12 protein-coding genes and 2 pseudogenes are annotated in these 14,154 nt (G+C 62.6%); 10 read left to right on the top strand and 4 right to left on the bottom strand.

All coding sequences use genetic code 11. The features are described 5' to 3' along the window. The first annotated feature begins 44 nt into the window (after window positions 1-44). The 8 genes from AB6809_RS33680 to AB6809_RS33645 all read left to right on the top strand — a co-directional run bounded on the left by AB6809_RS33680 (window position 45) and on the right by AB6809_RS33645 (window position 7,623). Window positions 45-1,088: an LLM class flavin-dependent oxidoreductase gene (locus AB6809_RS33680; protein WP_371028221.1), complete on the top strand. Its 1,044-nt coding sequence runs from the start codon at window positions 45-47 to the stop codon at window positions 1,086-1,088. Between the two features lie 43 nt (window positions 1,089-1,131). Continuing rightward, window positions 1,132-2,604: an aldehyde dehydrogenase gene (locus tag AB6809_RS33675; protein WP_371028220.1), complete on the top strand. Its 1,473-nt coding sequence runs from the start codon at window positions 1,132-1,134 to the stop codon at window positions 2,602-2,604. Window positions 2,605-2,632: 28 nt separating this feature from the next. Beyond that, a complete protein-coding gene (locus AB6809_RS33670) occupies window positions 2,633-2,947 on the top strand; it encodes an NIPSNAP family protein (RefSeq protein ID WP_310031649.1) in 315 nt (104 codons plus the stop codon). Window positions 2,948-3,027: 80 nt separating this feature from the next. Then, complete coding sequence (locus AB6809_RS33665) at window positions 3,028-4,059, top strand: ABC transporter substrate-binding protein (RefSeq protein ID WP_310031648.1); 1,032 nt, start codon at window positions 3,028-3,030, stop codon at window positions 4,057-4,059. A gap of 51 nt (window positions 4,060-4,110) precedes the next feature. Continuing rightward, window positions 4,111-4,992 carry an ABC transporter permease gene (locus AB6809_RS33660; protein WP_371028219.1) on the top strand — a complete coding sequence of 294 codons (882 nt, stop codon included), beginning with the start codon at window positions 4,111-4,113 and terminating at the stop codon, window positions 4,990-4,992. Window positions 4,993-4,996: 4 nt separating this feature from the next. Continuing rightward, window positions 4,997-5,791 carry an ABC transporter permease gene (locus tag AB6809_RS33655; RefSeq protein WP_371028218.1) on the top strand — a complete coding sequence of 265 codons (795 nt, stop codon included), beginning with the start codon at window positions 4,997-4,999 and terminating at the stop codon, window positions 5,789-5,791. Window positions 5,792-5,816: 25 nt separating this feature from the next. Continuing rightward, window positions 5,817-6,908 carry an ABC transporter ATP-binding protein gene (locus tag AB6809_RS33650; protein WP_310031642.1) on the top strand — a complete coding sequence of 364 codons (1,092 nt, stop codon included), beginning with the start codon at window positions 5,817-5,819 and terminating at the stop codon, window positions 6,906-6,908. Window positions 6,909-6,915: 7 nt separating this feature from the next. Continuing rightward, window positions 6,916-7,623 (top strand): GntR family transcriptional regulator, encoded by a 708-nt coding sequence (locus AB6809_RS33645; protein WP_371028217.1) that lies wholly within the window; start codon window positions 6,916-6,918, stop codon window positions 7,621-7,623. A gap of 360 nt (window positions 7,624-7,983) precedes the next feature. On the opposite strand, the pseudogene AB6809_RS33640 reads toward AB6809_RS33645, so the two are convergent. The 4 genes and pseudogenes from AB6809_RS33640 to AB6809_RS33625 all read right to left on the bottom strand — a co-directional run. Then, a pseudogene (locus AB6809_RS33640) lies at window positions 7,984-8,493 on the bottom strand (transposase); the annotation flags it as partial. A gap of 241 nt (window positions 8,494-8,734) precedes the next feature. Continuing rightward, the gene (locus tag AB6809_RS33635) at window positions 8,735-9,727 is read right to left on the bottom strand and encodes an asparaginase (RefSeq protein WP_371028216.1); all 993 of its coding nucleotides are present in this window, start codon (window positions 9,725-9,727) and stop codon (window positions 8,735-8,737) included. Window positions 9,728-9,784: 57 nt separating this feature from the next. Then, window positions 9,785-11,035, bottom strand: a complete 1,251-nt coding sequence (locus AB6809_RS33630; protein ID WP_371028215.1) for a D-amino acid dehydrogenase — start codon at window positions 11,033-11,035, stop codon at window positions 9,785-9,787. 198 nt (window positions 11,036-11,233) lie between these two features. Then, complete coding sequence (locus AB6809_RS33625) at window positions 11,234-12,313, bottom strand: GlxA family transcriptional regulator (RefSeq protein ID WP_371028214.1); 1,080 nt, start codon at window positions 12,311-12,313, stop codon at window positions 11,234-11,236. Between the two features lie 321 nt (window positions 12,314-12,634). Between AB6809_RS33625 and AB6809_RS33620 the strand changes: the two genes are divergently transcribed. After that, window positions 12,635-13,762, top strand: a complete 1,128-nt coding sequence (locus tag AB6809_RS33620; RefSeq protein ID WP_371028248.1) for a branched-chain amino acid ABC transporter substrate-binding protein — start codon at window positions 12,635-12,637, stop codon at window positions 13,760-13,762. Between the two features lie 192 nt (window positions 13,763-13,954). After that, window positions 13,955-14,154 (top strand): annotated as a pseudogene (locus tag AB6809_RS33615) (branched-chain amino acid ABC transporter permease); the annotation flags it as partial.

Raw genomic sequence — 14,154 nt, 5'->3', positions numbered from 1 at the left:
CATGAATGCGTGCCGCCCGCAGCAGTCACGGTAAAGGAATCATCATGAAGTTCTCGTTATTCCTGCATATGGAGCGTTACGACGACACCACGTCGCATCGCGAACTGTTCGACCAGATGACCGAGCTCGTGCAGCTCGCCGAGCGCGGCGGTTTCGAAACCGCCTGGATCGGCGAGCATCACGCGATGGAGTTCACCATCGCGCCGAATCCGTTCGTCAATCTGTCGTATCTCGCGGCAAAGACGGAGCGCATTCGTCTGGGTACGGGAACCGTGATCGCGCCGTTCTGGCATCCGATCGCACTCGCCGGCGAGGCGGGCATGGTGGATGTCGCGAGCAACGGCCGGCTCGATCTCGGCATCGCGCGCGGCGCTTATTCGTTCGAATACGAGCGCCTGTTGCCCGGACTTGACGCGATGACGGCAGGCGCGCGCATGCGCGAACTGGTGCCCGCGTTGCGTGAGCTTTTCAAGGGCGACTACGCGCATCAAGGCGAATTCTGGTCGTGGCCGAGGAGCACGCCGGTGCCGCGCCCGATTCAGCAACCGCATCCGCCGATGTGGCTCGCCGCACGCGATCCGAACTCACACGCGTTTGCTATTGCGAACGGCTGCAATGTGCAGGTGACGTCGCTCGCGCAAGGCGATGCCGAAGTGGTGAACCTGATCGAGCGCTTCAATGCCGCATGCGCCGCTAATCCCGACGTGCCGCGTCCGCAAGTGATGATGCTGATGCACACGTTCGTCGGCGCGAATGCCACCGAAGTCGATGCGGCTGTCGAGGACCTCGCGCAGTTTTATCGCTACTTCAGCAAGTGGTTCAAGAACGAGAGGCCGATCGAGCAGGGCTTCATCGAGCCGCTGACCGATGCCGACGTCGAGATGTTTCCGCAATATTCATCAGAAGCGATCCGCAAGAATCTCGTGATCGGCGAGCCCAGGCAGGTGATCGCGCGTTTGAAGGGATATGAGGAGCTGGGCTACGACCAGTACAGTTTCTGGCTGGACAGTCATATGAGTTTCGAGCGCAAGCGCAAGTCGTTGGAACTCTTCGTCTCCGACGTCATGCCCGCATTCGGCGCGCGCTGAACGCAGCAGCCTGGCTGCCTGTTTAATTTTTGGAGTGGCTGACATGGTCCCGCGGTTCCAGCAATACATCGACGGTGCGTTTGAAGACGCGCATGAATACTTCGACAGCGTCGATCCGTCGACGGGTGAAGTGTGGGCGCGCATGCCGGCCGCAAGCGCGGACGACGTCGACCGCGCGGTGACTGCCGCGCATCTCGCGCTCAACGATCCGGCGTGGGCGAGCCTCACGGCGAGCGCGCGCGGCAAGCTGCTTTACAAGCTCGCCGATCTCGTCGCGCAGCACGCGCCGCGGCTTGCCGAACTCGAAACGCAGGACACCGGCAAGATCATCCGCGAGACGAAAAGCCAGATCGGCTATGTGGCCGAGTACTACCGCTATTACGCGGGCGTTGCCGACAAGATTCAGGGCGCGTGGCTGCCGGTCGACAAACCCGATATGGAAGTCACATTGCGGCGCGAACCGGTCGGCGTTGTGGCCGGCATCGTGCCGTGGAATTCGCAGCTGTTTCTGTCGGCCGTGAAGATCGGTCCCGCACTCGCAGCGGGTTGCACGATCGTATTGAAGGCTTCCGAAGACGGCCCCGCGCCGTTGCTCGAATTCGCGCGGCTCGTGCACGAAGCGGGCTTTCCGAAAGGCGTGGTTAATATCGTCACGGGCTTCGGCAACGACTGCGGCCGCACGCTGACGAGCCATCCGCTCGTGTCGCGCATTGCCTTTACGGGCGGTCCCGAAACAGCGCGCCACGTGGTGCGCAATTCGGCGGCGAATCTCGCGGCGATGTCGCTGGAACTGGGAGGCAAGTCGCCGGTGCTCGTATTCGACGACGCCGACCTGGAGAGCGCGTGCAACGCCGTGATCGCCGGCATTTTTGCGGCGACCGGACAAAGCTGCGTGGCCGGTTCGCGGCTCGTCGTGCAGCGCGGCATTCATGACGCGCTGATTGAGCGGCTCGTGACGAAAGCGAAGGCGATCCGCATCGGCAATCCGCACGATGCGGCCACCGAAATGGGACCGCTCGCGACGCGCCGGCAACTGGAGCACATCGAAAACGTGCTGCGCGCAAGCGTTGAAGCGGGCGGTCGCGTGGTGACGGGCGGCACACGGCCCGAGGGTCTTGCCAACGGCAACTACTTCCTGCCGACCATTGTCGATTGTTCGGACTCGCAGGTGCCTAGCGTGACCGAAGAATTGTTCGGTCCGGTGCTGAGCGTCGTCACGTTCGATACCGAAGCCGACGCGATCGCGCTGGCCAACGGCACGCGCTATGGCCTCGCGTCCGGCGTGTTCACGCGCGATCTGACGCGCGCGCATCGTCTCACGCGGGCATTGCGCGCCGGCATCGTGTGGGTCAACACCTATCGCGCGGTATCGCCGATCGTGCCGTTCGGCGGCTATGGGCTCTCTGGCCTCGGCCGCGAAGGCGGCCTCGAAGCGGTGCTCGAATACACGCGCACCAAGTCGGTATGGATTCGCACGTCGGACGAACCGATCGCCGATCCGTTCGTCATGCGCTGATGCGCGGACCTTTGCAACTGGAGCCTGTATGTACTACGAAATCCGCACGTACCGCATCAAGACCGGCGCTGTGCCGGCGTATCTGAAGCTCGTCGAGGAAGAGGGCGTCGAGTTGCAGAAGCGCTATCTCGGCGAACTGATCGGCTACTTCTTTTCGGAGATCGGGCCGTTGAATCAGATCGTGCATATCTGGGCCTACCCGAGCCTCGACGAACGCGAGCGGCGCCGCGCCGCGCTCGCCGAAGACCGCGCATGGCAAGCGTTCGCGCCAAAAATTCAGGCACTGATGGAAGAGATGGAAAACAAGATCATGAAGCCGGCGCGTTTCTCGCCGCTTGCGTGAAAAATCAAAGAACTCAAGAGCCGGCATTCGACTGGCCACGTATGCGTTGCCCGATACGAACCATATCCATGGAGACAGACATGAACAGCAGAAGTACTTCCTTTATCGCGCCGCTGATTGCACTATGCACGGCGACGCTTGCCGTGGCGCCCGCGCTTGCAGCTGACCCGATCGTATTCACGAGTTGGGGTGGCACCACGCAGTCGTCGCAACAGAAAAACTGGGCGCAGCCGTTCACGCAGGCTACAGGTATCAACGTGCTGATGGACGGCCCGACCGACTACGGCAAGTTGAAGGCGATGGTCGACAGCGGCAATGTGAATTGGGATGTCGTCGACGTTGAAGGCGATTTCGCCTACGCGGCGCAACAGGCCGGGCTCATCGAGCCGATCGATTATTCGGTCGTGAAGAAGGATGAACTCGATCCGCGCTTTGCGACGCCGGCGGCGGTCGGCAGCTTCTATTACTCGTTCGTGCTCGGCTACAACAAGGCGAAGTACGCGGGCGCGCAACCGCAAGCCTGGTCCGATCTGTTCGACACCAAGAAATTCCCCGGCAAGCGCACGCTCTACAAATGGTCCGCGCCCGGCGTGCTGGAAATCGCGCTGCTCGCCGACGGCGTGCCGGCAAACAAGCTGTATCCGCTGGATCTCGATCGTGCGTTCAAAAAGCTCGACACGATCAAGGGCGACATTGTCTGGTGGAGCGGCGGCGCGCAATCGCAGCAGTTGCTTGCATCGGGGGAGGCGCCTATCGGCATGTTCTGGAACGGCCGCCTGCATGCGCTCGAACAAACGGGCGTGCCGGTCGGCATCTCATGGAACCAAAACCTGACCGCCGCCGACATGCTCGTGATTCCGAAGGGCGCCAAACATAAGGCGGAAGCGATGAAGTATCTCGCCGCCGCGACGAGTCCGCAGGCGCAGGCGAAGTTCGCAACCGACACCGGCTATGCGCCCGTCAACGTGAAGTCCGCAGCGCTGATGTCGCCGGCGGTCGCAAAGACGCTGCCCGATCAGTACAAGTCCTCGCAGATCAATCTCGACATGAAGTACTGGGCCGAGAATCGCGACGCCATTGCCAAGCGCTGGTATGCGTGGCAGTCGAAATAAGCATGCGGCGCAGCCGCGCCGCACCGCCAGCGAACTGGATGGGGAGACACCATGCCTAATGTCCTGAGTACCGTCGCGCACCCGCCTGCCACGGTCCCGCGCCGGCGGCGCGACTGGCGCAGCATGCGCCTTCTCATGCCGGCGCTGTTGCTGCTGGTCATCTTCTTCATGCTGCCGGTGTTGTCGCTGTTGCTGCGCAGTGTGCTGGAGCCGACGCCGGGCTTGCAGAACTACACGCAACTGCTTGGCTCGACGACGTACCTGCGCGTGTTCGGCAATACGTTTCTGGTCGCCACGGTAGTCACGGCCGCGACGCTCGCGATCGGTTTTCCGACCGCGTGGCTGCTCGCCATCGCGCCGCGCAGGCTGAGCACGGTGCTGTTCGCGATCCTGCTGCTGTCGATGTGGACCAACCTGCTCGCGCGCACCTTCGCGTGGATGGTGCTGTTGCAGCAGACCGGCCCGATCAACCGTCTGTTGATGGCGCTCGGCGTGATCAGCGAGCCGCTCACGCTCGTCAACAATTTGATCGGCGTGACGATCGGCATGACGTACATCATGTTGCCGTTTCTCGTAATGCCGCTGCACGCGACGTTGCGCGGCATCGATCCATCGACGCTGCGGGCCGCCGCCGTGTGCGGCGCGAGCCGCTGGCAGGCGTTCTGGCGCATTCTCATACCGCTCGCGATGCCCGGCATCGCCGCAGGCGGGCTGATGGTGTTCGTGATGGCGCTCGGCTACTTCGTCACGCCTGCGCTGCTCGGCGGTGCTTCGTACATGATGCTCGCGGAACTCATCGCGCAGCTCGTGCAGCAACTGCTGAACTGGGGCCTGGCCGGCGCTGCCGCATTCGTGCTGCTCGTCGTAACGCTCGCGCTGTATGCGTTGCAATTGCGGTTTGCGGGCGGCGCCCGCGCGGCTGCGGGAGGTTAATAGCATGCTCCTCGACTTCGATCGGCTCGGCGCCATGCGCTGGGTTCTGCTTGCCGTCGGCGGCGCTGTCGCGCTGTTTCTGTTGCTGCCGATTCTGTTCATCGTCGCGCTGTCGTTCGGCAATTCGCAATGGCTGATCTTTCCGCCGCCGGGCTGGACGCTGGAGTGGTATCGCCAGCTCTTCACCGACGCCGGCTGGATCGACTCGCTGCTGACGAGCGCGAAGCTCGGCGCGATCGTCACCGTGTTGTCGGTGTTGATCGGTTTTCTTGCGTCGCTAGCGCTCGTGCGCGGCAAGTTCCGCGGACGCGAGGCGGCGCGAGCCTTCTTCATCACGCCGATGGTGCTGCCCGTCGTCGTGCTCGCGGTCGCGCTGTATGCGTTCTTCCTGCGCATCGGACTGAACGGCACGATCACGGGCTTTGTGATCGGCCATCTGATCATCGCGTTGCCGTTCTCGATCATCTCGATCAGCAATTCGCTCGCGAGCTTCGACACGGCGCTCGAAGATGCGGCGCTCATCTGCGGTGCGTCGCCGTTTCAGGTGAAACTGCGCGTGATGCTGCCGGCCATCCGCCTCGGCCTCTTCACGGCCGCGATTTTCTCGTTCCTCGCATCGTGGGACGAAGTCGTGGTGTCGATCTTCATGGCGAGCCCGACGCTGCAGACCTTGCCCGTGCGGATCTGGGCGACGCTGCGGCAGGACCTGACGCCCGTGGTGGCGGCGGCGTCCTCGCTGCTCGTCGGATTGACGGCCATTCTGATGCTGGCGGGCGCGGTGCTGCGCCGCGCGCGATAACGCACGACCAATGAGGTAACGAGCCATGACTGCTGCATTTCTGCAAATCCAGCGCCTGCGCAAGACTTATGACGACGTCGTCGCCATCGATCATGTTTCGCTCGACGTACGCAAGGGCGAGTTCATGACCTTCCTCGGGCCGTCCGGCTCGGGCAAGAGCACGACGCTTTATATCGTCGCGGGCTTTCAGGAGCCCAGCGAAGGGCGCGTGCTGCTCGACGGCAAGCCGCTGCTTTCCGTCGCGCCGAACAAGCGCAACATCGGCATGGTGTTTCAGCGCTACACGCTGTTTCCGCATCTGAGCGTGGGCGAGAACATCGCGTTTCCGTTGCGCGTGCGCCGCCGTCCGGAAGCGGAAGTGAAAGCAAAAGTTGAACAGATGCTGAAGCTTGTGCATCTGTCCGAATGCCGCGACCGGATGCCCGCTCAGCTATCGGGCGGGCAGCAGCAGCGCGTCGCGATTGCGCGCGCGCTTGCCTACGATCCTCCGGTGCTGCTGATGGACGAGCCGCTGTCCGCGCTCGACAAGAAGCTGCGCGAGGAAATACAGCTCGAATTGCGGCGCATTCATCAGGAGACGGGCGTCACGATTCTGTATGTGACGCACGACCAGGAAGAGGCGCTGCGTCTTTCGGACCGCATCGCCGTGTTCAACAACGGGCGCATCGAGCAGGTCGGCACGGGCGAGCAGTTGTATGCGAACCCGGCGTCGCGCTTCGTGGCGAGCTTCATCGGCAATTCGAATTTCTTGCCGGTGCGTGTCACCGCGCATAGCGACGGCCGCATGAACGGCGTCTTTCCGAATGGGCACGAGGTGGCGACCGGCAGTTTTCATCCGGCGCTGAGCACGGGCGACGACGGCACGCTGATGATCCGTCCCGAGCAGATGCGCATTCACGCACTGCGCGATGCGCGCAACGCGGCAGGGTTGCCCGTGACGGTGCGCGACATCACGTATCTCGGGGACGCGCTGCATTACGCGGTGGCGACGCCGTGGCAACAGGAGATTTCGATTCGCATGCCGGCCGCGCATCGTCACGACAGCGGCCTCGCGGTCGGCACGCAGGCGCTCGTCGATTGGGACGCGCGCGACGTGCGGCTCTTCGCTCAGGCCTGAACCCGCGATGAGCGATGCGCTGCCCTCGCTGAAGGTCGAACGCCGTACCACGACGTTGCGTGAACTCGTGCTCGAGAAAATGCGCACGGCCATTCTGGATGCGCATTTTCGTCCGGGCGAGCGGCTGGTCGAGCGCTCGCTCTGCGAAGAGCTGGGCGTGAGCCGCACGGTAGTGCGCGAAGTGTTGCGGCATCTGGAGACAGAGGGGCTCGTCGACTCGATACCGAACCAGGGGCCGATCGTCGCGACACTCGACGCGGCCACGGCAGCGGAGATCTACGAGATTCGCGCTCTCCTCGAAGGCGAGGCCGCGATGGCGTGCGCGCGATACGCCGACGAGCGGACCATCGCCGATCTCGCTTTATGCCTGCGCAAGATCGAGGATGCGTTCGACGGAGAGAATCATCAGGCCGTGCGCGAGTCCACTACCGCGTTTTACGAACGGATGTTCAGCGCGGGAAAAAAACGCGTCGCGTGGGAGATCGTGCAGTCGCTGACCGCGCGCATCAATCGCCTGAGGGCATTGACCATTGCATCGGATGATCGTGGCCGGCAAGCGGTTCACGAGATGAATCGGATACTCGGCGCGATCCGCTCGGGCGATCAGCCGGCCGCACGCGACGCGGCGATCGCGCACGTCGCACGCGTTGCGGAAATCGCGCGCGAGCTTCTGGACGGGGGGCGCGAGAGCGCGCATCGCAACATTTCAAGCTGACGTTGCCGGGCGGGATCGGGAAGTCTTAGGGGCGTCCGCGCGGAAGGGGCGCGGAAGGCCGCGAAGCTTACTTGGCGCGTCAGCCACGCGCCGGTGCTCCCCCAATCACAAACCCACGAGCCGCCACGCGCACTCTATTAGCGCGTCGCGCATAGCCGGCGCTCGACGCCATTGCGCGGCTCGAATCTTTGTTTTTCAATCCACTTCAGGCTTTTCGACGCCCCGTCATGACGACCGAAGCTACGTTCAGGAGACTTGCGCGTGCAATTTCCCGCTGAATTACCGGTGTGCCCTGCGATCCGCGCGGGGCATGCGCACGTATGCAGCCCTGCTGGCGCGCAGTCTTCACGCCGTGACGGCTCATCGCGTCGCCAGTTGCGGCACCACGCCTGGCATTCGCGCCATGCGGGTCAGATTGCTCGCGGCCATCGTCAGCTTGAAATGCTGGTCGACGCGCCTGATGCCGCGATAGACGGTTTGACGTATCCGGCCGACCGTTTTACCAGAGCCGAAATGCTCTTCGATACGTTTGCGGATGATCTGGCTGATTCGATAGCCCGCATGCCGCGAAGTGCGACCGTCGATCGCGCTACCACCTTGGCGATCGTCGTTGCGCGCGACATGTGGCGTCACATTGCGAGCGCGGCAATCGTTCAGGAAGTCACGAGTGTCATACGCCTTGTCGGCACCGACTGTCTTTGCATGAGCGCCTGTTAGGCAATCGAGCAATCGCAACGCGCTGGCCCGCTCGGCGAACCCATCGGCGTGACTGACCACGGCGCCGACCACCAGCCCCGAGCGGTTCTCCATCAGGATGTGCCCGTGGTAGCACAGCATGGCCGGGCTCTTGCCGCTCTTCTTGAACAGTCGAATACACTTTCGCGCCACATACGCCTGCGTTCGGCCGAATCGCTCCATCGTGCTGAGCATGATGTCGTCGCCCCTGATTCTGACGCGCGGCGGAATCCGTGCGCGGCCCCTGCCATGTTCTTCCAGCGCGACACGCAGTTCCTCGATCGCGTCGCGCGTCGTGATGAGGCGGCGCACGTCGTCGTTAATGAAGTGCATGATGTGTGCTTCCGGTGGGGACGGTTGTGAAGGAGCGCCCGCTTCAGTAGCGCTCGAAGGTAGCTTGCAACGCTTGCAAGTCGCGGGCTTGTGTCAGTGCCAGCATCAGAAGGATGCGGGCTTTTGAGGGAACCTGATCCTCTACGGTGAGCCAGCCGTAGGCGTCGTCGGGTTGCGCGCCGTTACGCAACACGATCCCGCTGCCGGTGCGCGATGCGCGCACCACATGAACGCCGCGCCGGACGGCATCGCGCAGCGGCTCGATGAGGTGCGCTGCGACGTTGCCGTTGCCGGTGCCTGCATAGATCAACCCTTGCGCACGGGCGGCGATCGCGCTGACTGCTTCCGCTTCAAGCGCGCCGTAGGCGTAGACGATGTCGACTTGGGGCAGTGGTCCGAGCGTCTCGACAGACCACGGTGTCGCGAGCGTATGGGCACGCGATGGATGACGGTAGTAGCGTGGCTGACCTTCGATCACGTAGCCGAGCGGGCCGTACGGTGAGCGGAACGCCTCGATCTTGAAACTGTTGCTCTTCACAACGTCTCGTGCGGTGTGGATTTCGTCGTTGGCGAACACAAGTGTGCCGAGGCCAATCGACGATCGGTGTGCAGCGACCACGATCGCATCGTAGAGGTTCAGCGCCGCGTCGGAACTCATCGCCGACGGCGGACGCATCGAGCCAACCACCACCACCGGCTTGGAGCTCTTGAGCGTGAGATGTAGGAAGTACGCGGTATCCTCGATCGTATCGGTGCCGTGCGCGATCACGGCCCCATCGACGTCGTCTTGTGCGAGCAGCGTGGACACGCGCTTACCGATCGTGAGCAGATGCTTATTACTGAAATTCTCGGAGCCGTTTTGCAGCAACTGCTCTGTGCGCAGATTCGCCAGGGCGCAGGCATGGGGAATCGTGTTAAGAATGTCATCGATGCCCCGCACCGAACACTCGTATGCGGATGTGTTGTTGGCAGCTTTGCCCTGACCGGCAATCGTGCCACCTGTGCCGATAACGATGATGTTGGCCTTTTCTGTCATGCGATGTCGATGATGTTGCGAGAGTTAGCTCGTTACGAAGCGCATCGCCTCGCGAGTTCAATGCGAAAAAGCAAATGTGCTGCGCAGTTCCTGGTCGTTGCTGCTTGCCAGCCACTGCGCCAGCAGTGCCGCTGAACCCATGGCAAGCGTGAAGCCGAGCGCGCCATGGCCGACGTTGAGCCATAGATTGCGGTAGCACGTCGGTCCGACGATCGGCGTGCCACGCGGCGTCGCTGGGCGCAAGCCGATCCATTCGCTACCCGGACAAGCTCTGACGATGTGGGGATACATTGCAGCCGCCTCTGCTCGCAGCGTCGCAAGGCGTGTGGGATCGGGTTCGAGCGAATAACCGTCGATATCGGCGATGCCCGCGACGCGCAGCCGCTTGCCAAGCCGCGCATACACTACTTTGCGGGCGAAGTCGGTGATGCTTACATGGGGCGCAGCCGTCTGCGGCTGCAGGTCGAACGTCAGGCTGTAGCCTTTGAGCGGATAGACCGGCACACGGACGCAGAGAGGCTTCAGTAACCGGGCCGCACCCGCGCCTGAGGCGACCACGACATGATCGGACGCGAGCGGCGCACCGCCACTCCAGGCTTCGACACGGCCGCCCGATTCAGGCCTCAGACAGTCGATCGTTGTGTTCATCAGGAACTGCACGCCGCGAACGCGCAGCAGTGCTTCGAGGCTCTTGCAGAAGCGTTGGCAATCGGCCGTGTCCTCGCTTGGCGTATGGATGCCGCCCGCGAGAGAAGACCGCAGGTGCGCGAGCGTGGGTTCTAGTTCGACGCACGCGTCGGCGCTCAATGCCTGCTGTTCGCAGCCGAGCGGACGCTGGAATTCCAGCAGTTTGACCGCGCTCTGCATCGCACCCGCGTCACGATGCAGCACGAGCTTGCCGGAGCGGACGAAATCGAAGTCGAGTGAGGGTTCGGCAGCAATCAGGTCGTGAAGCAGCGTCCGGCTCAGGAACGACAGTGACAGCAGCTTGCGCGTCGTGAGTTCGCTCTGTTCGCGAGTGCATGCCGACAGAAACTGAAAGCACCAGCGCCACTGTTCGGTGCTCAGTTTCGGGCGAAAGCGCACCGGCGAATCGTTGCGCGTGAGCCAGCGCGGCAGTTTCGAGACCACACCGGGACCGGCTAGCGGCGCAACATAGCTATACGATAGCTGGCCGCCGTTGCCGGAACTTGTCTCGCTCGCCACCTCCGAATGCCGGTCAGCGATCGTGACTTCGTGGCCGGCCCGGCTCAGGTAATAGGCGCTCGACAGACCAATGACGCCTGCACCGAGGATCAATATCCGCATACTGCCGCACTCGCTCTTCTTCGTGTGTTTGCATGGAGGCCGATTGCCGCAGACGCGTCATCAACCCGTCCACCGGACTGTACGAGGCCGTCGACGTGGCGGATTGCATCGATCTGCCGGAAAGTAGAAGAATTGCGACAGGCACGTGCGGAACATGACGGTCGGCGTTGAGGGTCGGCGTTGCGCCGACCTGATGGATCATGCGGCGGCAGCGCCCCGCGATGTGCGCAGCTTGCCGGGTGTCACACCGTACGCCTCGCGAAACACGCGGATGAAATGCGCGGCGTCCGCGAATCCAGATTCGTAGGCGATGTCGGTGATCTTGCGGGTCGTATTGACGAGCATCCAGCGCGCGTAACGCAGGCGCGTGCGCCGGTAGAATTCGTTCGGTGATGCGTTCATCTCGGCCATGAACGCGCGCTCGAGATTGCGCACGCTGGTGCCGATCATCTTTGCGATGACGGGGATATTTAGCGGCGCCTCGAGGTTTTCTTCCATCAGCAGCACCGCGTGGCGCACGGTTGCATCTTCGACCGACACGTAACCGAGCGCCGCACGCCGCTCGACGAACGACGAGCCGCCCTGGCGGCTGACCGTCATCTGATGAATCACTTTGGACGCGCGGTCGGGCCCACAGTGCAGACTGATCAGGCGCGCGGCCAGTTCCACCACGGAAATGCCGCCCGCACAGGTGATGCGGGCGCCGTCCATGAGGTAATCAGCATGCGTCATTACGCGCAGCAAGGGAAACATACGTCGGTAATCGCCGACGTGGAAGCTGTGCACGCAGGCAACGTGGTCTTCCATCAGACCCGCGCGGGCCAGCACGAGACTACCGGTGCACACGCCGACGAGCGGAATGCCCGCGTCGGCAGCGTGTTTCAGGTAGTCCCAGTAGCGCCGGTCGACCTGGTCGAGATGTGGCAGCAGGCCGCCGATCACGACGAGATAGTCGAATTGCGCGACCTCTGGAAACGTGGACTGCGCCTTTACCACAATGCCGCAGCTCGCTTCGATCAATTCGCCCTCTGTGCCGACAATCGTCCAGAGACAGCGCAGCTGACGGCTCTGATCGCCGCGATCGGCCGCATGACGCAGCGCATCGCACAGGCCGCCCAGCGACAGCATCGGAAAGCGCGGCCACAACAGGATGCCGACACTTAGTTCTGCGCCGGAACGGCTCGCGCGAGCCTCCAGGGTGCGCGGCAACGCATCCAGTTGTTCGACCAGATCGGGAGCGGTATCGGTCACTCGGGCGGGATCGGCGGCAGTCGGCATGCGCAAACTCATGGGCGGATAGCTGGATTATACGGTGGTGCATTGCGAATCGCTGCCATGCGCCGTTGCCGCAATTCTTCTGTTTTCCGGCAGATCGATGCAATCCCAACGTATTGTGGCTGCATAAATTCAACCCCGCTAACGACCGGCGCCGCATTGTGAGACACAAATGATCCGGCGATGGCAGGACCACTGCCGGCATTTCAGCGGCAGATGGCCGAGTGTTTCCGATCGGCGGACGGCCATTGCCGTCCGCCCCCGGCCAACCACAACTCTTTTTCTGGGTAAAGCATGAGCAAAAGCACAACCTTGGGTCGCGGCATGGCGACCGTCGGGATTCTGGGGACATTGGCGGCCGCTGCAGTGGGCGTCGCCCGTGCCGACGAGATGGTGAAGATCGGCGAGGCCGCGCCCGTGACGGGACCGGCCTCGTATCTCGGCAAAGACACCGAGAACGGCGCCCGCCTTGCGATTGAGGAGATCAACCAGACGGGCCTCGTGATCGGCGGAAAGAAGGTGACGCTGGTCTTCGACGCGCAGGACGATGCGGGCGACCCGCGTCAGGCCACCCAGGTCGCGCAGAAGCTGGTGGATGACAAGGTCGTTGCGGTGGTCGGCCACATGCAGTCCGGCTCGACGATTCCGGCGTCGAAGATCTACAGCGATGCAGGCATCGCGCAGGTGTCACCGTCGGCGACGAATCCGGCTTATACGCAGCAGGGCTTCAAAACCACGTATCGCGTAGTCGCCACTGATGCACAGCAAGGGCCAACGCTCGCCGACTACGCAGCGAAAACGCTGAAAGTAAAGAAGGTCGCCATCGTCGACGACTCGACCGCATACGGCCAGGGTCTTGCGGTCGAATTTGAAAAGCGGGCAAAAGCCAACGGCATCACGGTCCTGTCGCACGACGCGAGCACCGACAAGGCCGTCGATTTCCGCGCGATTCTCACGAAGATCAAGGGCGAAAAGCCTGACGTGATCATGTATGGCGGCCTCGATGGCACGGGTGGGCCGTTCGCGAAGCAAGCCAAGCAGTTGGGGATCGCGGTGAAAGTGTTGGCCGGAGACGGCCTGTGCGCTGACGACCTCGCGAAACTCGCCGGCGATGCGGCCGATAACGTCATCTGCTCGATTGCTGGCGCGCCACTGCTGAAGATGGCCGAAGGTCCGGCGTTCGTCGAGCGCTACAAGAAGCGCTTCGGTTACGCACCGGTTCTGAACTCACCGTTTTCGTACGACGCGGTGGGTGTGATCGTCGATGCGATGAAGCGCGCGCAATCAACCGAGCCAGCGAAAATCCTCGCCGCGATCCCTGCGACCGACCATCGGGGAGTGCTCGGCGAAACGCAGTTCGATTCGAAGGGCGATCTGCGGCACGGCGTGATTTCGCTGTACAGATACGTCGGCGGCAAGCAAACGCTGGTCGACGTCGTGGAGAAAAAATAGCAGGCCTTGGCGGTAGTTGGTGTTGTACCCGTATCAATCTGTTGACAGTCTTGTCGTTGCTGAGCGGCACGGGAGCTTGATCCCTGTGCCGCTTTTTTATGACGTCGTGATTCCGAGGCGCACATTAAAGCCGTTCACACCGCCGCGTATTAGCGGGAACGGAGGTTCATAGAGATATAAGGAGAAGGAGGCATGGATATCTTCATCCAGCAGGTCCTCAACGGGCTGGTGCTTGGCAGCGTTTATGCCATCATCGCACTGGGCTATACGATGGTTTACGGCATTCTGGGCATCATCAACTTCGCTCACGGCGATGTGTTGATGGTCGGCGCGATGGTTGCGCTGTCAGCCATAGGCGTGCTGCAGAACCACTTCCCCGGCTTGGGCAATGT

Source organism: Paraburkholderia sp. RCC_158 (assembly GCF_041355255.1).
GTDB classification, from domain to species: Bacteria; Pseudomonadota; Gammaproteobacteria; order Burkholderiales; family Burkholderiaceae; genus Paraburkholderia; species Paraburkholderia graminis.
This window is presented reverse-complemented; position numbering and strand designations above follow the sequence as displayed.